This window comes from Mesorhizobium sp. M7A.F.Ca.AU.002.02.1.1, from assembly GCF_003998535.1.
GTDB classification, from domain to species: domain Bacteria; phylum Pseudomonadota; class Alphaproteobacteria; order Rhizobiales; family Rhizobiaceae; genus Mesorhizobium; species Mesorhizobium ciceri.
On the sequence record NZ_RZPB01000036.1, the window covers coordinates 1 to 18,056 of the forward strand.

At 60.7% G+C, this 18,056-nt stretch carries 21 protein-coding genes and 1 pseudogene; 15 read left to right on the forward strand and 7 right to left on the reverse strand.

Annotated elements, in window-relative coordinates; genetic code table 11:
- Positions 1-362 (reverse strand): cytochrome c family protein (locus EN879_RS04315; protein ID WP_164774313.1); only part of this gene is annotated, 362 nt, incomplete at its 3' end.
- Positions 363-725: 363 nt separating this feature from the next.
- Here EN879_RS04315 and EN879_RS04320 point away from each other — a divergent pair.
- The 6 genes and pseudogenes from EN879_RS04320 to EN879_RS04345 all read left to right on the forward strand — a co-directional run bounded on the left by EN879_RS04320 (position 726) and on the right by EN879_RS04345 (position 5,464).
- On the forward strand, positions 726-935 hold the full coding sequence (locus EN879_RS04320; RefSeq protein WP_013532063.1) for a hypothetical protein: 210 nt from the start codon (positions 726-728) through the stop codon (positions 933-935).
- Positions 936-968: 33 nt separating this feature from the next.
- Complete coding sequence (locus EN879_RS04325) at positions 969-1,955, forward strand: ABC transporter substrate-binding protein (RefSeq protein WP_063167846.1); 987 nt, start codon at positions 969-971, stop codon at positions 1,953-1,955.
- Positions 1,952-2,776 carry an ABC transporter permease gene (locus EN879_RS04330; RefSeq protein WP_027162619.1) on the forward strand — a complete coding sequence of 275 codons (825 nt, stop codon included), beginning with the start codon at positions 1,952-1,954 and terminating at the stop codon, positions 2,774-2,776. The genes EN879_RS04325 and EN879_RS04330 overlap by 4 nt, the downstream gene beginning before the upstream one ends.
- Positions 2,745-3,485, forward strand: coding sequence for an ATP-binding cassette domain-containing protein (locus tag EN879_RS04335; RefSeq protein ID WP_013532066.1), 741 nt, complete (start codon positions 2,745-2,747; stop codon positions 3,483-3,485). The genes EN879_RS04330 and EN879_RS04335 overlap by 32 nt, the downstream gene beginning before the upstream one ends.
- 34 nt (positions 3,486-3,519) lie before the next feature.
- Positions 3,520-4,482 (forward strand): quinoprotein relay system zinc metallohydrolase 2, encoded by a 963-nt coding sequence (locus EN879_RS04340; RefSeq protein ID WP_027162621.1) that lies wholly within the window; start codon positions 3,520-3,522, stop codon positions 4,480-4,482.
- A 118-nt stretch (positions 4,483-4,600) separates the two neighbouring features.
- Positions 4,601-5,464, forward strand: a pseudogene (locus EN879_RS04345) (quinoprotein dehydrogenase-associated SoxYZ-like carrier).
- Positions 5,465-5,588: 124 nt separating this feature from the next.
- Here EN879_RS04345 and EN879_RS04350 read toward each other — a convergent pair.
- Positions 5,589-5,942 (reverse strand): hypothetical protein, encoded by a 354-nt coding sequence (locus tag EN879_RS04350; protein WP_013532069.1) that lies wholly within the window; start codon positions 5,940-5,942, stop codon positions 5,589-5,591.
- 686 nt (positions 5,943-6,628) lie between these two features.
- Here EN879_RS04350 and EN879_RS04355 point away from each other — a divergent pair.
- From EN879_RS04355 to pqqE, 8 genes are all read left to right on the forward strand, one after another.
- A complete protein-coding gene (locus EN879_RS04355; RefSeq protein WP_013532070.1) occupies positions 6,629-8,530 on the forward strand; it encodes a methanol/ethanol family PQQ-dependent dehydrogenase in 1,902 nt (633 codons plus the stop codon).
- A 178-nt stretch (positions 8,531-8,708) separates the two neighbouring features.
- Positions 8,709-9,233, forward strand: coding sequence for a c-type cytochrome, methanol metabolism-related (locus EN879_RS04360; RefSeq protein ID WP_013532071.1), 525 nt, complete (start codon positions 8,709-8,711; stop codon positions 9,231-9,233).
- On the forward strand, positions 9,205-10,098 hold the full coding sequence (locus EN879_RS04365) for a quinoprotein dehydrogenase-associated putative ABC transporter substrate-binding protein (protein WP_013532072.1): 894 nt from the start codon (positions 9,205-9,207) through the stop codon (positions 10,096-10,098). The genes EN879_RS04360 and EN879_RS04365 overlap by 29 nt, the downstream gene beginning before the upstream one ends.
- Positions 10,095-10,655 carry a PQQ-dependent catabolism-associated CXXCW motif protein gene (locus EN879_RS04370; protein WP_027162625.1) on the forward strand — a complete coding sequence of 187 codons (561 nt, stop codon included), beginning with the start codon at positions 10,095-10,097 and terminating at the stop codon, positions 10,653-10,655. The genes EN879_RS04365 and EN879_RS04370 overlap by 4 nt, the downstream gene beginning before the upstream one ends.
- 415 nt (positions 10,656-11,070) lie before the next feature.
- Entirely contained in the window at positions 11,071-12,009 is a 939-nt protein-coding gene (gene pqqB, locus EN879_RS04380; protein WP_063167844.1) for a pyrroloquinoline quinone biosynthesis protein PqqB, read from the forward strand.
- Entirely contained in the window at positions 12,006-12,764 is a 759-nt protein-coding gene (pqqC, locus tag EN879_RS04385; RefSeq protein WP_063167843.1) for a pyrroloquinoline-quinone synthase PqqC, read from the forward strand. Before pqqB ends, pqqC begins: the two co-directional genes overlap by 4 nt.
- Positions 12,761-13,057 (forward strand): pyrroloquinoline quinone biosynthesis peptide chaperone PqqD, encoded by a 297-nt coding sequence (gene pqqD, locus EN879_RS04390; RefSeq protein WP_024504366.1) that lies wholly within the window; start codon positions 12,761-12,763, stop codon positions 13,055-13,057. The genes pqqC and pqqD overlap by 4 nt, the downstream gene beginning before the upstream one ends.
- Positions 13,054-14,175 (forward strand): pyrroloquinoline quinone biosynthesis protein PqqE, encoded by a 1,122-nt coding sequence (gene pqqE / locus EN879_RS04395; protein WP_063167842.1) that lies wholly within the window; start codon positions 13,054-13,056, stop codon positions 14,173-14,175. Before pqqD ends, pqqE begins: the two co-directional genes overlap by 4 nt.
- 19 nt (positions 14,176-14,194) lie before the next feature.
- Here pqqE and EN879_RS04400 read toward each other — a convergent pair whose 3' ends face one another.
- On the reverse strand, positions 14,195-14,812 hold the full coding sequence (locus EN879_RS04400) for a hypothetical protein (protein WP_063167841.1): 618 nt from the start codon (positions 14,810-14,812) through the stop codon (positions 14,195-14,197).
- The gene (locus EN879_RS04405) at positions 14,805-15,326 is read right to left on the reverse strand and encodes a hypothetical protein (RefSeq protein ID WP_013532080.1); all 522 of its coding nucleotides are present in this window, start codon (positions 15,324-15,326) and stop codon (positions 14,805-14,807) included. The genes EN879_RS04400 and EN879_RS04405 overlap by 8 nt, the downstream gene beginning before the upstream one ends.
- A gap of 164 nt (positions 15,327-15,490) precedes the next feature.
- Between EN879_RS04405 and EN879_RS04410 the strand changes: the two genes are divergently transcribed.
- On the forward strand, positions 15,491-15,850 hold the full coding sequence (locus EN879_RS04410) for a hypothetical protein (protein ID WP_013532081.1): 360 nt from the start codon (positions 15,491-15,493) through the stop codon (positions 15,848-15,850).
- 14 nt (positions 15,851-15,864) lie between these two features.
- Here EN879_RS04410 and EN879_RS04415 read toward each other — a convergent pair whose 3' ends face one another.
- The 3 genes from EN879_RS04415 to EN879_RS04430 form a co-directional block, all read right to left on the reverse strand.
- Positions 15,865-16,830 carry a DUF3592 domain-containing protein gene (locus EN879_RS04415; protein WP_224619575.1) on the reverse strand — a complete coding sequence of 322 codons (966 nt, stop codon included), beginning with the start codon at positions 16,828-16,830 and terminating at the stop codon, positions 15,865-15,867.
- 118 nt (positions 16,831-16,948) lie between these two features.
- Positions 16,949-17,557 (reverse strand): class I SAM-dependent methyltransferase, encoded by a 609-nt coding sequence (locus tag EN879_RS04420; protein ID WP_063170216.1) that lies wholly within the window; start codon positions 17,555-17,557, stop codon positions 16,949-16,951.
- A gap of 226 nt (positions 17,558-17,783) precedes the next feature.
- On the reverse strand, positions 17,784-18,056 hold a 273-nt coding region (locus tag EN879_RS04430; protein WP_281034582.1), incomplete at its 5' end, for a GH25 family lysozyme.

Sequence of the window (18,056 nt, forward strand, 5' to 3'; positions counted from 1 at the left end):
AGATAGGCGATGACATTGGCGATGTCTTCGTCCTGTTTGAGGCCGACGAACGCCATCTTTGTTCCTTTGACCATGGCCTTGGGATCGTGAAGGTAAGTCTTCAGCGTGGGTTCATCCCATTTGACGCCGGACTTGCCTGCCGCGACCATCGCCTGAGAATAGCTGAACCCCGGGTGCGTGCCGGCTGTTCGGCCGATGACGCCGTTCAACGACGGGCCGACCTTGTTCTTGTCCTGGTCGGCGACATGGCAGACCTTGCATTTGGCGAAGACCTTCTCACCCGCCGCCGCGTCCTGTGCCTGGGATTGGCTCGCGATGAAGGGCACAACGGACATGACTGCGAAAAATGCGATTGCGCGCATGGTATTTCCTCATTGATCGTCTGGGTGCCCTGGACGATTTGTGCATGCCGATCCTTTGATCCGTCGGCATGCGCCTTACGCGGTGGCGTGGAAATTCCGCTTCTCCCGTGGAGCCGCGCCACGTCACCTGGAAGCTAATCGGCATGTTGTGAAAGTCAATCGTACAAAGGTTTAGAGGCCTGGGTGCTCAAGGATCCTGTCCATTCGTCTTTGTTGACGGCTATTGGGCGAGCGCGTAGCTTGACCTCATTCCGGTTTCTCCATTGGCACCTTGAGAAATCCGGCAAGTGGCGGTTTTGTCCTGGCTCCTGGTTGGGCTGGACTCGCCGAGATGGGCGTTTGGGAACGCGCAAGAGGTGCTGAATGGACATGGTCGATCTCATATTGACGGTTTGCCTCAGCGCCAATCCGAGCAATTGCCGAGACGAACATCTCTATTTCGAGAGCCGCGGCACCCTGTTCCAATGCATGTTCCTTGCCCCCAGCGAAATCGCGAAATGGTCTCAAGAACACCCGACCCTCAAGGTCATGCGCTGGAAATGCGCATTTCCGAGCAAGGAACGAGCCATCTGATTTGGCAGCGCGGAACCCTGGGGAGGAGGTGTCATGATGGTTTCACGGCGCATGACGTTGCGTCTGGCGGTTCTCGGGACAGCCGCTGTTCTTGCTACCAGGCCAGCCGTTGCGGCAGCCAGGATTCGCCTCGGTGTGCTGAAGTTTGGAACCGTGAGTTGGGAACTCGATACGCTACGGCAGCACAAGTTCGATGCCGCGAACGGGATCGATCTGGAGATCATCGACTTCGCCGGCGAGGATGCAACCAACGTCGCGATGCAGGCTGGCGCGATCGACATGATCGTTTCCGACTGGCTGTGGGTCTCGCGCCAGCGCTCCGAAGGCGGCGACCTCACATTGTTCCCCTATTCCACCGCCGTGGGCGCGATCATGGTGAAGGAGGGTTCACCGATCCGGACGGTCGCCGATCTCAAGGACAAGAAGATCGGCGTCGCCGGCGGCCCGCTCGACAAGAGTTGGCTGCTGATACAAGCGCTGACCAGACGCGATCTCGGCGTCGACCTGTCGGCAACCAGCGACATCGTCTTTGGCGCGCCGCCGCTGATTTCGGAAAAGGCGATACAGGGCGAACTCGATGCAGTGCTGAATTTCTGGCATTTTTGCGCCCGTCTCGAGGCCAATGGCTTCCGTCGATTGATCGGCGTGAATGACGCGGCAAAGACGCTTGGGGCTCTGGGACCCGTGTCGGCGCTCGGTTACGTCTTCCATGACCAATGGGCGAACGAGAACCCCGATGCCGTCAGGGGGTTCGTGAGGGCGTCCGCGCAAGCCAAAGACTTGCTGGCCAGATCCGATGACGAATGGCTGCGTCTGGCGCCGATCATTCGCGCGGAAGGCAAGGAACTGGAAAAACTGCGCGATCGCTATCGTCAGGGCATTCCCAGACGGTCGGTCGCCGAGGAAGCGGCTGACGCCGGCAGGCTATACCATGTGCTGGCGGCGATCGGCGGCGCGAAGCTGGTCGGCAGCGCGGCGGAGATGGCGCCCGGCACATTCTGGCAGGAACCCTGGAAATGACCGCATCGGAAACCGACGGCACGCGTGATGCCCCGCCGAGCATGTCCGGCCGACGCAGCCTGGCGACGGCACTGGCGCCCGCGCTGACCGTAGCGGTTTCCCTGCTCGGGCTTTGCCTGCTGTGGAACCTTGCGGCAGGCGTCTGGCCAAGCCGTGCCTTTCCAGGACCTGGGCAGGTCTGGCAGGTGCTTCTCAGGGAGGCTGCGAGCGGCGACCTCTTTTACCATCTCGGCGTGACCCTCGGCCGGGTCGCCGCAGCATATATCGTCGCAATGATCATCGGATCCGTCATCGGCGTTTTGCTCGGCAGCTATCGTCGCGTCGACCGTTTTTTCAACCCGTGGGTGATCCTGTTCCTCAACATCCCGGCGCTGGTGGTCATCGTCCTCGGCTACATCTGGTTCGGCCTCAACGAGGCGGCGGCGATCGGCGCGGTGGCGGTGAACAAGATCCCGAATGTCGTGGTGACGATGCGTGAAGGCGCCAGGACGCTTGATCCAAGTTATGCCGAGATGGCCACCGTCTATCGCTTCGGCCGCCTTGATCGCATCCGCCATATCCTGCTGCCGCAATTGCAGCCCTATCTTGCCGCCGCGTCGCGATCCGGCATCGCCCTCATCTGGAAGATCGTCCTGGTCGTCGAACTGCTCGGCCGCTCGAACGGTGTCGGCTTCCAGATCCATCTCTATTTCCAGCTTTTCGATGTCGCCGCCATTCTTGCCTACACGCTGGCTTTCGTGGCGGTGATGCTTGTCATTGAACTTCTCCTGGTGCAGCCCGTTGAACGACATGCAACCCGTTGGCGCCGTCGTCCCGCTTAAGGTCGACATCGCCGAAAAGACCTTCAGGTCCGCGCGAGGCGTCTCGATCACGGCGCTTCAGGACCTTTCCTTCGAGGTCCGGCAAGGCGAATTCGCCTGCTTGCTTGGACCGTCGGGCTGCGGCAAGACCACGACGCTGCGTATCCTGCTTGGCTTGGACAAAGACTTTTCCGGCTCCTTCCAGTTGCCGCAAGGAGGTTCGAACCGCATCGCCGCCGTATTCCAGGAACCGACCCTGCTGCCGTGGCGAACGGTGGAGCAGAATGTCAGGCTGGCGTTGCCGAAAAGCTTGAGGGCGAAAAATCTCGACGGGCTGTTCGACACGCTCGGCCTCGCGGCCATGCGCTCGCTCTATCCTGCCGAACTGTCGCTCGGCCTTGCGCGCAGGGCAGCACTTGCCAGGGCTTTCGCCACGGAGCCGGCGGTGCTTTTCCTGGACGAACCCTTTGTCTCGCTCGACGAACAGACCGCCGAGCGGCTTCGGCATCTGCTTTTGACCGTGTGGTCGGCACGGCCCACGACCGCCTTGATGGTGACCCACAATCTACGCGAGGCACTGATGCTCTCGGACCGCATCATCGTGCTCGCGCCGCGGCCAACCCATGTGCTCGGCGTGTTCGACGTACGGTTGCCACGGCAACATCGCAATTCGCAGGTGATGAGCGACCTTCTGCGGTCGTTCCATCATAGATTTCCGGACGTCACCTGATCGCCTGCAGGTGAAATGCATATCGGAGGCCTTCATGTCGATCGATCGGCTAAGACGCAGGCTTGTGAGTGGCTTCGCCTGTACCGCCGCCAGCGCCGCCTTGATGCCGTGCTGCCTCGGACGAGCCGCGGCTGGCAACCTGGGATTCTCGCTCAGGCAGATCGCCGACGGCGTCTTCGCCTTCCAGGGCACGGATGAATTGATGACCGCCGCCAACGACGGTGCGATCTGCAATCTGGGCGCCGTCATCGGTACCGATGCGGTTGCCGTCATCGACAGCGGTGGCAGCCTGATCGAGGCGCACGCCTTTCTCGCCGCGATCGGAAAGGTAACCGCAAAGCCGGTTCGCTTCCTGGTCAACACCCACATGCACCCCGACCACATCTTCGGCAATGCGGCATTCCGGGAGATCGGCGCGACCATCGTCGGTCACCGCAATCTGCCGCGCGCCCTCGACGCGCGTGGCGCGTTCTATCTGCACAACTATCGCGAACAGCTTGGCGAGGCGCTGATGGAGGGGGTCGAGATCGTGTCGCCGACCAGGCTGGTCGACGATCACCTGCAACTCGACCTCGGCGGGCGCACGATCGAACTGCGGGCATGGAAGGCGGCGCACACCGACAACGACCTGACCGTATTCGATACCACGACCAGAACGCTCTTTGCCGGCGATCTGGTGTTCATGGGCTCCTTGCCGACGCTCGACGGATCACTGCTTGGATGGCTCCGCCAGATGGATGCACTCACCGCGATCGACGCCGCGCGCGTCGTTCCAGGTCATGGTCCTGTAACGGCCGACTGGCCACAGGCACTGGCGGGGGAGCGACGCTATTTCGAGGTTCTGGCGCGCGATATCCGCAAGGCGATCGCCGACGGAACGCCGCTGCGCGAAGCAGTCAAAACCGCAGGCGGAAGCGAACGGGACAATTGGCACCTGTTCGACGATTACAACGAGCGCAACGCAACGGCCGCATTTGCCGAACTCGAATGGGAATAGACGACGCCGACATGCGCCAGGCGGCCGTAAAGCACGGCGATTTGCCAAGGCGTCGCCAAAGGCTTATCCTCAACGCCAGCCTGGGCACCACCTCTCTTGCATTGGTGGAGGCATCGAAATGCAAAATCAAGCTTACTCGAGCCGGCAGCTCGCCTTGCCGCTCGCATCCGTTTTCACCGCGATCATCTTGACCATCGGCACGTTGCTCGGCTCCTCGGGAGCCGCCAACGCACAGCAAACAACCGCGTCCTCGGATAGAATCTGGCATGACTTGAAGGGCGACGTGTTCGGCGATCGGGCAATTCTGGTCGATACCGGCGTCGTCCGGATCGAAGCACCGAAGCGGGCGCAGGATGCCGCCATCGTGCCCGTCGATATCTATCTCGATCCAGCCAAGGCGCCAGACGGCATCAAATCCGTTACCTTGATCATCGATGCGAACCCTGCACCGGTGGCGGCAACGTTCCAGCTCGGCAAGGATGCCGGCGTGACGCATCTGTCGACGCGCGTGCGCGTCAACGACTATTCCTATCTGCGCGCCATCGCTGAGACGCAGGGTGGTCAACTCCATATGGTACAGACCTTCGTCAAGGCGTCAGGTGGCTGCTCCGCCCCTGCGGTCAAGAACCAGGACGAGGCCAACGCGACAATGGGTCAGATGAAGCTGCGCCAGTTCCCGCCCAAAGAGACGATGACCAAGACCGAGGAACTGCAGTTGATGATCCGGCACCCTAACAATTCGGGGCTGCAGCGGGATCCGCTGACCCAATATTTCATACCGGCGCATTTTGTCCAGAAACTGTCGATCTCCCAAGCCGGCCGGCCGATCCTCTCCATGGAAGGTGGAATATAGATTTCGGAAGACCCCAACTTCCGATTCGATTTCACCGTGCACGGCAATGGCGAAATCCAGGTTGAAGCGATCGATACGGACGGCAAAACATTTCGCAATCAGTGGCCGCTCGAGACAGCGGGACTCTGAAGTCTCGATATCTTGCGCTGGACTGCCGGGTGCTTGCCACTTGATCCCGAAAATGGAGCTCGTTCGGGAAGATCACGCCCGGGCAGAGGACGGAGCTCCATCCGGCTTCCGGATGGAGCAGGCTCTAAAAGCAGCGCACGTCGGCTTCCGACTGCGCGCGCTTCAATTCGGTACGGGCTGCCTTCGCCGGTGCGCTTTCGCGAAACAGCGCCGCGCTTTCGCCTGTGGTCAAAGACATGCTCTTGAAAGTCTCGGCTCTCTCATAGTGGTCGTAGGGAAGGATCGAGGCGATGACGTCGATCGAGCAGGAACAGCTTTCCAGCGCCTGACGTGTCTGGCCGTTCGTCTGCATGCAGCCGAGCACGTAGTCGGCGATCGTTGCTGTCGGGTAATCACCCGCGGCGCCCGCCGGGTTTGCGAAGGCCAGCGGCGCGGCAAGGAGCAGCGGCAAAGTCGAAAATCCAACATATCTGATCACGGGAAAACCTCCGGTTAGCCTAGGCGCGATGCGCCCAGTCGGGATCACCGTGGCAGTTGGCAACGTGCAGCAGAGTCAGTCAAGCGCCCATGGCTTCCGTATGCGACCAAAGGAGGAATGCGGGGCTTGTCGACCGTGGTTCCGCATGGCGGCTCCGTGGCCTGCTCCACGCCCCGACTCCAACGATCATCTCATGCTTGGCCCACTATCGATTCCCAATGGAGCACGCGCATGACCATGCCGAGACATCGAAGCGAATACCTCCAAATAAAATCAACGCTTAGGCGAAATGTAAAAATCAAAAAATAACTAAATTTTATGCGCCCCATCGTTATTTCGCGGTCATAAATACTTTATCTAACAAATACCGTCCTGCTTATTTTCTTATATTGCACCGCATCATTTACGATATTGCGGTGCAAAAACACCAGCAGGCTTTTTTGCTTGCCTAGCCTTTTACGATGACATAGCCTCACCCTGTTTCCGGCTTCAAGGGCGTCACCGTCATTAGGGAGCGGCGACAGTCTTTCGTAGGCCAAGGTGAGGTGGGCAGTAACGGTGCCCTCTGCACATCTGGCTTAGGTCGTGACACGCTGCCGGAAATATTTCCCCCCCGTGAATCGCTTGGGCAAGCCCTTGTGGGCTCAGCAAATGATTCATCACTATGAACCTCGGGAGGAATTCGGATGCGTGTACTTACGAAAGCTACCTATATTCTAACCACTGCGGCGTTTCTGTCGCTCGGCGCGGCCTATACGGCGTCGGCTAATGAGGACCTTGCAAAGCTGGCTTCGGATTCGAAGAACTGGGCAATGCAGACGGGTGACTACGCCAACACCCGCTATTCCAAACTCAACCAGATTACTGCGGACAATGTGAAGAACCTGCAGGTCAAGTGGACCTTTTCCACCGGCGTGCTACGAGGCCACGAGGGTGGACCGCTTATCATCGGCGATGTGATGTATGTCCACACGCCTTTCCCGAACAATGTCTTTGCGCTCGATCTCAAGAATGACGGGAAGATCCTTTGGAAGTACGAACCCAAGCAGGATCCCAACGTCATTCCGATCATGTGTTGCGATACGGTCAACCGTGGCGTTGCCTATGGTGACGGCAAGATCATTCTCAATCAGGCCGACACCACAGTCGTCGCCCTCGACGCGAAGACTGGCAAGGTCGTCTGGTCGGTCAAGAACGGCGACCAGACCGATGGCGGCAAAGGCGAATCTGGTACGGCTGCCCCCGTCGTCGTCAAGGACAAGGTGCTCATCGGCGTCTCCGGCGCCGAATTCGGCGTTCGCGGCTGGCTGGCCGCCTACAATCTGAAAGATGGCAAACTCGCCTGGAAAGCCTATTCGGAAGGTCCGGACGCAGACACCCTGATCGATCCCGAGAAGACCACGCAACTCGGCAAGCCGGTTGGCAAGGATTCCGGCACGAACACCTGGGAAGGCGAGCAGTGGAAGACCGGCGGCGGCACGACATGGGGATGGTATTCCTATGATCCCAAGCTGAACCTGGTCTATTATGGCACCGGCAATCCCTCGACGTGGAACCCGGTCCAACGCCCCGGCGACAATCGCTGGTCGATGACGATCATGGCCCGCGATGCGGATACTGGTGTTGCCAAATGGCTCTACCAGATGACCCCGCATGACGAATGGGACTATGACGGCATCAACGAGATGATCCTCGTCGATGGCATGGAGGTCAACGGCGCCAAGCACGACGTGCTGGTGCATTTCGATCGCAATGGTTTTGCCTACACCATGGATCGCGCCACCGGCGACCTTCTCGTCGCCAAGAAATACGATCCGGCCGTGAACTGGGCGACCGAAGTCGTCATGGACCCCAAGAGCGAACAGTATGGTCGCCCGCAGGTCGTGGCGAAATATTCGACCCAGCAGAACGGCGAAGACACCAACTCGACGGGCATCTGCCCGGCGGCGCTTGGAACGAAGGACCAGCAGCCGGCGGCCTATTCGCCGAAGACCGGGCTGTTCTATGTCCCCACCAACCATGTCTGCATGGACTATGAGCCTTACAAGGTGAGCTACACCGCCGGTCAGCCTTATGTTGGCGCCACCGTGTCGATGTATCCCGCACCTGGCGGCGACGGCAACATGGGCAACTTCATTGCCTGGGATGCGGCCAAGGGCGAGATCGTCTGGTCGAAGCCCGAGCAGTTCTCGGTGTGGTCGGGCGCGTTGGCGACAGATGGCGACGTCGTCTTCTACGGTACACTCGAAGGCTACATCAAGGCGGTCGATAAGGACGGCAAGGAACTCTACAAGTTCAAGACCCCGTCCGGCATCATCGGCAACATCACGACCTACGAGCAGGGCGGCAAGCAGTATATCGCCGTTCTGTCGGGCGTCGGTGGATGGGCTGGTATCGGCCTGGCAGGCGGCCTGCTTTCGCCTGACAACGCCGCTGCCTGGCATGGCGCCGTCGATCAGGGCCGCGCGCAAGGCGACCAAGCCGCTGTCGTTGGTACAGCTGGCCTGGGTGCCGTCGGCGGCTACGCGGCACTTGCCGACTACACGACGCTGGGCGGTCAGCTCACCGTCTTCGGTCTCCCGGATTGATGCGCTGGGAACCTTGAGCATGCCTCAGGTCTTGTGAGACCAAAGGCTTGAAGAACGAGAGCCCGGACATCCGGAAGCCATGGCCGGGCTCTCGATTCGGTTACGCACCCAAAAACACCGATCAATGCCGGTCGCGACAGCAAAACCGTGTCCATTGGCAAATGAAGGAAGCGTTTGAATGTCCGTTCGCATTGTAATTTCGGCTTTCGTCCTGGCTCTGCTGCCTCTGGCAAGCTCGAGCCTCGCCCGGGCCGACGACAGCATGGAAAAAGCCAAGGCGGTAAAGGAAGAAGGCGGCAAGTATTTGGATGCGGATGGAAATCCGACCTACAAGATCGAAAACGGAACCGTCGATTGGTACACGTTCAGCGGCTACCGCCGGTATCATTCCGATTGCCATGTCTGCCACGGACAGGACGCGACAGGTTCGAGCTATGCGCCGGCTTTGGTCAACAGCTTGAAAACCATGGATTACGCCACATTCCTCTCGATCGTCGCCGAAGGCCGCAAGAATGTCGGCGGCGGCAAGGAAAACGTCATGCCTGCCTTTGGCGACAACAAGAACGTCTATTGCTACCTGGACGATCTCTACGTCTATCTGCGCGCGCGCGCGGATGGCGCGGCGCCCCGCGGAAGGCCGCCCAAGCACGAAGACAAGGCCCAGGCGGCGAAGGATGCCGAAGCATCCTGCATGGGTGGATGACATGATCGGCCGCGATGCATTGAAGCTGCGCGTCGTTCTGCCGATCCTCGGCACACTCGCCTTGCTGCCGTCGAACGCGCATGCGCAAAGCGCCGGCCTTGGCGCGGCGGGAGAACTGGTCGACCCTGACATTCTGCGCGTCTGCGCCGATCCCTCGAATATGCCCTTCACCGACAAGAGCGGCGAAGGCTTCGAAAACAAGCTGGCCGAACTGGTTGCCGCGAAAACCGGGCGCAAGTCCGTCTCCTACACCTGGTTTCCCACGATCACCGGCTTCGTGCGCAATACGTTGGGGGCCAACCGATGCGACATCATCATGGGCTATGCCCAAGGCGATGAGCTGGTGCAGAACACCAACGCCTACTATCGCTCCGCCTATGTGCTGGTGCATCCGAAAAGCCACGATATGGAAGGCGTGGAAACGATCGAGGATCCCAGACTCACAGGCAAAACGATCGGCGTCGTTGAAAGCACGCCGCCAACCGCCAACATGGCCGCCAACAAGCTTCTGCGGACCGCCAAGATCTATCCGCTTGCGGTGGATACGCGCGTCACCCCATCAATGGGGGAGGTCATGATCAAGGACATGCTGGCACACAAGATCGATGCGGCGGTGCTGTGGGGACCGATGGCAGGTTACTACGCCAAGGAACTCGGAGCTGATGTGACGATCGTTCCACTGGTGAAGGAAAAAACCGGCTCGCGCATGTCTTACCGCATCACCATGGGCGTACGTCCGTCGGACCAGGAATGGAAGCGGACGCTCAACCGGGTGATCAGGGAAAACCAGGCGGAGATCACCAGGATCCTGCTGAGCTACAACGTGCCGCTGATCGACGAACACGACAACCTGATTACCCAATGAATGGAAGGGAGACTATTTTCGTGCTGGTCGCCGCGAGCCTTCTGGGTCTGGCCGAGCCGACATGGGCTGGCGACATCGCCGAACCCAGCGGTTTCCGGATGGACGACTATCGGGCGCCGGTGCCGCGGACGCTGCAAGGCGCGAGGGTGGTGACGACGGTGGAAGCGGAAGCGCTGTGGCGAGCGAAAAAGGCGATCTTCTTCGACGTGATGCCGGACACGCCCAAACCGGCCAATTTGCCGGCAGGGACGATATGGAGAGACAAGGTCAGAAAGGACATTCCAGGCAGCATATGGCTGGCCAATGTGGGATACGGCGCTATTTCGCAGGAGACCGCCAGCTATTTTCGCCAAGGCCTCGCGGCCAAGGCCGGGACGGACAAGTCGCGCACGGTTCTGTTCTACTGCATGACGAATTGCTGGATGTCGTGGAATGCGGCGAAACGGGCCGTCCAGTGGGGCTACAGTTCAGTGATCTGGTATCCGCTCGGCGCCGATGGATGGGAAGATGCAAACCTTCCACTGGAGGAGAAAAAACCCTACGCAACGAACAATTGAAATAAGGACTGCAATTATTCTCGATAGTTTGTTTTCAATTTTTCAAAACCTATTGTTTCATTTGTCCATTTTGAAACTTGATGGACGAGCCATTGCGTCGGTGCCCTGCAATGGTTGGCTAACGACAGGATCGGTCCCTTCGGGCTGGTATAAGAGGAGAAATGTCATGAAGAAGAACTGGAAAAAACCGACCATGTGTCAGGTTGCCGCTGGCTTCGAAATTTCACGGTATCTGCCTGCTGAAATTACTCCCAAGAAGTAGGCCGCAGAGGTGCGCGTCCCTGGCGACAGGGGCGCGCATCCCCTCGCCGCATGGGATTTCCGTGAAAGATTTTGACGCACGCAAAGCGCGCGGACTGTCGTTTGTGACTGCAAATTGCCTGCAGGTCAGAGAAGCCGGCGCGCGGGCATTTTCATGCATTTGAGGATAATCGGATCGGCGGCGGGCGGCGGCTTTCCGCAATGGAACTGCAACTACCGTCTCAGTCGTGCGGCTCGCAACGGCATGGCAAGCGTGCATCCACGAACCCAGTCAAGTGTCGCCGCCTCGGCGGACGGGTTGGGCTGGGTTCTTTTCAATGCCTCGCCCGACATTCGCCAGCAAATCGCTGCAACACCTGAATTACAGCCTGCGGGCGATGCGCCGCTGCGCTCGACACCTATTCGCGCTGTGGTGCTGACCAATGCCGACGTCGATCATATCGCCGGACTGCTCAGCCTGCGCGAGCGGCAGCCTTTCGCCATCTATGCAACGGCGCAGGTTCTGGCGACGCTGGAGGCGAATTCGATTTTCAACGTTCTCGATCCAGCGCTTGTGCCGCGGCGCATCCTGCCGCCGGCGAAAGAGTTGGCCATCTGCGACGCAGAAGGCCGCGATACCGGCGTAATGATCGAGCCCTTTGCCGTGCCCGGGAAGATAGCACTCTATCTGGAGGATAGAGACCATCCGGATGCCAATTTCAGCTCCGACGCAGGTGACACGATCGGAGTCCGAATTGCCGGCATCGGCAGCCGCGGCTCCGTCTTCTATATCCCAGGCTGCGCGCGCATCGATGCGCGGCTGCGCGCGCGTCTCACCGATGCCGCCTGTCTTTTGTTCGACGGCACGGTCTACACCGACGACGAGATGATCGTCGCCGGCGTCGGTCAGAAAACCGGCTCGCGCATGGGGCATCTGGCGATCTCGGGAGAATTGGGTTCGATTGCGGGCTTGGCCGATGTGAAGGTCGGCCGTCGCGTCTTCGTCCACATCAACAACACCAACCCCATCCTAGACGAGAATTCCGCCGAGCACGCGGCGGTCAAGGCGGCAGGCTGGGAAATCGCAAACGACGGTATGGAGATGGAATTTTGAGCGACTTCCGCGATGCAGCCAAAGGCGGACTCTCCACGAGCGCTCTCGAAGCCGTATTGAGGCAGGTTGGCGCCGAGCGCTATCACAATCGTCATCCCTTTCACCACAGGATGACCAGCGGCGCGTTGTCGAAGGCCGAGATGAAGGCTTGGGCGCTGAACCGCTATTGCTATCAGGCGGTCATCCCACGCAAGGATGCCATGATACTCGTACATGCCGAGGATCCAGCGTTTCGTGCCGCGTGGCGCAAGCGGATCGAGGATCATGACGGCGAGGACGGCTGGAGCGGCGGCATCGCGCGCTGGCTGTATCTGGCAACTTCACTCGGCCTGGACGCCGAGGCCGTGAAGAGCGAAAGGCTGGCACTGCCGGCGACACGCTTCGCGGTGGGCGCTTACCTTTCCTTTTGCACAAACCGGACGCTGTTCGAGGCGGTCGCGTCCTCGCTGACCGAGATGTTTTCGCCACTCATCATCGGCGAGCGGGTGCCGGCAATGCTGGCCAAATACGACTACATCACCGAGGATACGCTTGCCTATTTCAAGCAACGGCCCGAACAGGCCTCGCGTGACGCCGACTTCGCCCTTGCCTACGTGCTCAGCCACGCCGATACGGCGGAGCGCCAGCAGCAGGCAATCGATGCACTGGTGTTCAAATGCGATATACTCTGGGCCATGCTTGACGCGCTTCAACACGCCTATGGCGAGCGGGGAAACATACCGCCCGGCGCCTTCCAGCCCGAGGCAGCCCTATGACGGCGCTGCGCGAAAGAGCTGTGGTGTCGTTGCGATCGGTACCTTCGCTGCCGAAGCACGTGCGCATACAATACGATCCCTTGCGGCAGGCATTCGCCGTGCTTTCACCGGAAAAGATATTCTGGCCGAACGATGTCAGTCTCGACATATTGCGACGCTGCGATGGACGGTCCACGGTCGGCGACATCATTGCCGGCCTTGCCGCCGATTATGAGGCCGAACAGGAGGCCGTGGCGACCGACGTCATCGCCTTCCTGCAGGAATGGTCGGACAAGCTGCTGGTGAGGCTATGAGCACGCCCCTCCTCCCTCCAATCGGCATGCTGGCGGAACTGACGCATCGCTGCCCGCTGCAATGCCCTTATTGCTCCAATCCGCTCGAACTGCTCAAGGCCAATCGCGAACTCGACACAGAGACCTGGCTCGCCCTGTTCTCGGAGGCCGCCGATCTCGGAGTGCTCCAGGTGCATCTGTCCGGTGGCGAGCCGACACTGCGCCGCGACCTCGAGCAATTGATCGCCGGGCTTGCGGGGCGCGGCGTCTACACCAATCTGATTACCGCGGGCGTTGGCATCGTCGAGGGCCGTGTCGAGGCATTTGCCGAAGCCGGTCTAGACCATCTGCAACTGAGCTTTCAGGGCGCGCGGCCGGCGACCACGGATCGCATCGGCAACCACAAGGGTGCCCACGAAAAGAAGCTGGAGACGGCACGCCGCGCGCGCGCGGCCGGTCTGCCTCTAACCATCAACGCGCCGATCCATCGCCATAACATCGAGGAGGTGCCGGAATTCATCGATCTCGCCCTTTCGTTGGGCGCGGAGAGGCTCGAGATCGCCAATGTGCAATATGCCGGCTGGGCGTTAACCAATCGCGATCAACTGATGCCGGAGCGTGAAGCGGTCGATAGGCAGGCGGAGATCGTCGCGGAGGCACAGGAGCGGTTGGCCGGCATCATCAACATCGATTTTGTGACGCCGGACTATTTCGCGATCTATCCCAAGCCGTGCATGGGCGGCTGGGCGCGGGACGCCTTCATGGTGACGCCTGACGGCACCGTACTGCCCTGCCATGCCGCACAGACGATCCCGTCGCTCAGCTTCGAGCGTTTCGAACCACGCAGGCTGTCCTCGATCTGGGCCGATTCCCCGGCGTTCAATGCCTTTCGCGGTACGGACTGGATGCAGGAGCCATGCCGCGGCTGTGAGCGGCGCGAGATCGACTGGGGCGGCTGCCGCTGCCAGGCGATGGCGATCGCCGGCGATGCCGCTGCAACGGACCCGGCTTGCGCGAAATCGCCGATCCATGCTCGCATGGCAATGCTGATCGACGAAGCCAAGCGCATTGCCACAGTTCCTTCGAGAGAAGAAGCATTCGTCTACCGGCGGATCGGTGCGGTGACCGAATCCGCCTGACCTGGCGAGAAAGCGCTTCTCACCCCCTCGGCAAGACGCGTAGCGTCTGCTCGTCAAACAATGGCTCGTCCTGGCCGATGCGCACAAAAAGCAGGCTGTACCCCTCACCCGCGGGCACCTCGAAATACTGCATGCCGTCAGGCATTTCACCCCAGTCGCCGCAGGGCGGTTCGGGAATCTCGTCGGAGCTGGCAAGTGCTTTCAGCTCTTTCGCATAGGCGGCGTCGGGGCTGAATGTGTAGCGTTTGACGCCGGCGGGTACCGTGCCCTCGGTGTAAGGCGCCAGCACACAGCGGGCGCTGACGGCCTTGTCGGTCTTTTCCAGGAACAGGCGCTGCAACGCAGCCTCGGCGGTTTCGCCAGGCTTGATGTCAAAGACCTCGACAAGAGGGTCAGCCGCGCCGCCGTCGCTGTATTTGATGGCGAGCGCTTTGCCGGCGAATTCGAAATGGATCTGGCGGAAGCCGAAATCGCAGCGCTGCGTCCAGGCGGCCAGCCCGACAGTTTTGTCAGACAATTTTTCCCAGGCGCATTTGTCGATGGGCGGGCGCGACGGCGCCGGCTCGTCCGCCATGGCTGGTATCGTCGCGGATGCAAGCAGGGCACTGGCCCAGATGGTCGATCGCACGCTATTCATCGCTGCATCCTGTTAAAATGAAGGCGTCCCAGGCCGAACCGCCTGGATTGGCATTGGCGAAATCGGCTCCTTCGGTGAAAGCCACGCCGAAACCGGGCAAGAGCAGCCCTCTCGGCGCCGGTGTCGCTTCGCGCGAATTCAACTGCTCGGCGCCGCCGCCGGTCAAGGCATAGACCTGGCCCTCCCATAGCCTGCACAATCCGCTACCGTCCTGCAGGCCGCCTTCCCGGTCGTCGTCGGTGCAGGCGTGGCGAATGGTGCCGAGCGGGAAGGAATTCTTGCCGTTGGTCCAGGTGATGTCGGCGGGCAGGCTCGTGCCGGCTTTGGGCACGGCCAGCGAAAACACTTCGGCCGTCAGCGCCGCCGGCTCGTTGGCGAGCGGCCGGAATTGCACGACGGCACCCGAGCGCGGCTCCTGATAGGTGGCGTGACTCAGGAGGCATTCTTTTGCCAAGGCCGCCTGCATCGGGCCGAGCAGGCCCAGGAGGAAAAAGGCCAGTATGCGGGTGATCATCCAATGTCTCTGGGAAAGCGTTGAGTCGGCCCGCACAGTCGCATCATCCGCGCAAAAGCATAGCAAAATCCGGAACGGCGGCGTTTGTCCGCTCCTGGACAAAACTTGTCCACGCAAAATCCCACCAGCCTGTATGGTCGAGCGCACTGATCGAAGGAGTGGTGATGCGGCGTTTGGTGATGACGACGGCAATATCCGCATTCGCCGGTGGCTCCGCGCTGGCGGCGCCGCCTTATGTTGGGACATGGTCTAGCGACAGGCTGAACTGCCACGCGGCTCCCGACATCCAACGCGAGACTGTGTTCACAGTGGACCAGGCGTCGCTGTCGTTCCCCGATCTCGGCTGCGAGCAGGCGACATTTCGCAAAAGCTCGACCGGTTGGGTGGTGCATGCCAGCCAATGCTACGGTTCCGACCCGTCGATCGAGGAGCCGTTCGCGCGTGTCATCCATATCGTCAGGCATGGGGCCACGCTGCGGTTCACCTGGCCTGGCTTCGACAGCGGACCGCTCGTCCGCTGTTGAAGGCGTCCGGCGCCTCAGACCAGGCCGACCAGAAAGGCGGCGCCACCGAGAAAGCCTGCCGAGCAGATCCATAACAGCCAGAGCCCCCGTACCCGGCATTCCAGCACCGCCGAGCCGGGGTTGGCGGGGTCATAGTGGACGTCGACCTTGCTGCCTTCGACATACTGCCGTGCCTGGCCGCCGACGAGGCCGGGCAACGAAGCCGTCACGGTTCCGCCGAAGGTCACACGATCGGCGCTGTAGCGCTGGCCGGCGACGTCATAGGAGTAGACGATGCGGGATTTGAAGACGGTGCGCCAGCGACCATGGCCAGAATGGTTTCGGAGCGCCTGCAGGCCCGAGTTATCGATGCGGCCGGCAGTGACCGGCCATTTTGCCGCCTGCTCGGCCAGCGATCTCTGGACGAAGCCCATGCGCAAGGCAAACAGGCCCATGAACAGCAGCAGCGCTCCCGCGCCGAGGTTTTGCGGCTTGGGCAAATGCGGCCTGATCGCCTCCAGGACGCCGCCGACGGAAAACACCAGCACAAGCGCGCCGACCACCAGCCCGGCCGAGAGCTGGATCATGAACTTGAAGGCGCCTTCGGGCATGGTGCGCTCGATCACGGCTTTGCTCGGATCGGCCGGATTGTAGAAGACAGTCACCTCCGCGCCGCGGGGAAACTGGGCAAGGGTTTCGGTGACTTCGAAATTCCCCAAATTCTCCTTCACGCTGTAGCGCGAGCTTTGAAATTTCTTGCCGCCGACCTTGTATTCGAAGGTGATCGCCGGAAAATTGCGCATTTCGGTCGTATCAGTGCTGTCCGAACCAACGCCCGAGCTTCTGACCTCGCGTGCCTCGACGCGCGACGAGATGATCTTTCCCGGCGTCGGCAGCCAGCGGCTGAGTGCCTTCACCTCTCGCCATTTCATGAAGGTGATGAACGACAGCGCGCCCGCGACCACGCAGGCAAAGCCGACAAGCATGATCTTGAGTTCCAACTCGTCTCCCCCCAGGAGTGCAGGAACCCGCACATAGACAGCATGGCGGCGGCAATGTCTTGTATTTTCGCAAATCTGAAAAGGCTGAGCAGCGCAAACGGCAACAGCCCACGCCGCGTTATGCAGGCTTCACGGCCAGGAACGTGTTCCATTCTTCGCTATTGCGGCCGACGTTGAAATCGTCCCTGATAAGGACCAGCCCGGCGCCTTCGAGATGGGCGGCGAAGTCGTCCCTGCGCCAGTAGACCATGTGATATTCGCCTGATCTCTCGCCGTCGCCATTGCGCATCGAGACGAGGAAGGCGCCGCCCGGGCGCAGCGACCCGGCTATCTTGGCAAGCACCTGGTCGGTCTGGTCGCGAGGCACGTGGATCAGGACGCATAGGGCAAGGACCGCGTCGTAGGGGCCGCCGAGATCATCGGTGATGAGATCGAGCAACTCGCCATGCTTACCACGCGCGGCCTGCAGCTCGAGAAACCGCTTGGTGGCGTCGGTGCGCCGAACCTTGACGCCCAAATTTTCCAGAAAATCCGCATCGTATCCGGCTCCGGACCCGACTTCCAAAATCCGGCCACCTGTGCCGGCGATTGCCACCAGGCGCTTGAGCGATGCCTGCTCCCTCTCGTTGGGAACATGGCGCACGATGGCATCATATTGTTCCGCATAATCCTCGTAAGCGCTGATCGTTTGACGGCTCTGTGCCAGAGCCTCCGATGACACACCCATCTTTTCCTCCCATGCGTCCTTGTTGGTCAAAGAGCCAGGCACTTTCCTCAGCGAATGCTGCCGGCGGAAGCGTGTCCATCGAGCAGTCCGATATCGCGCTTGAAATGGTCCGACAGCGCACGCTGGTCAAGCAGGCCGCGTGAGCGGGTCCTGAAGGGAGCGGCGAAGAGGTCGAGGATCGGCGGACACCCGAGAAAGCGAACGACGCCAAGCCTGATAGCTTGTCTCAGTTGGCGTCGGCTACCGTCTGCCGGCCCCCGGCCCAGGCGCGCCATTGCCGTTCGTCGCCATGGAAGACATTGAGGTCTATGCGGCCAGTGACGCCGTGCGACAGGCCGGAGCCGGAATACTGCCAGAACAGCCATTTGCGACCGGGATAGACCTTTGACGGATGCTGGGCGACCGCACGCAGCCAAAACGGATAGTCGAGGAATTCGCCCCTGAGATTGTCGCGGTAGAAATCGGGCGCGGTGTAGATGATGGGCCGCTGGCCGTAATA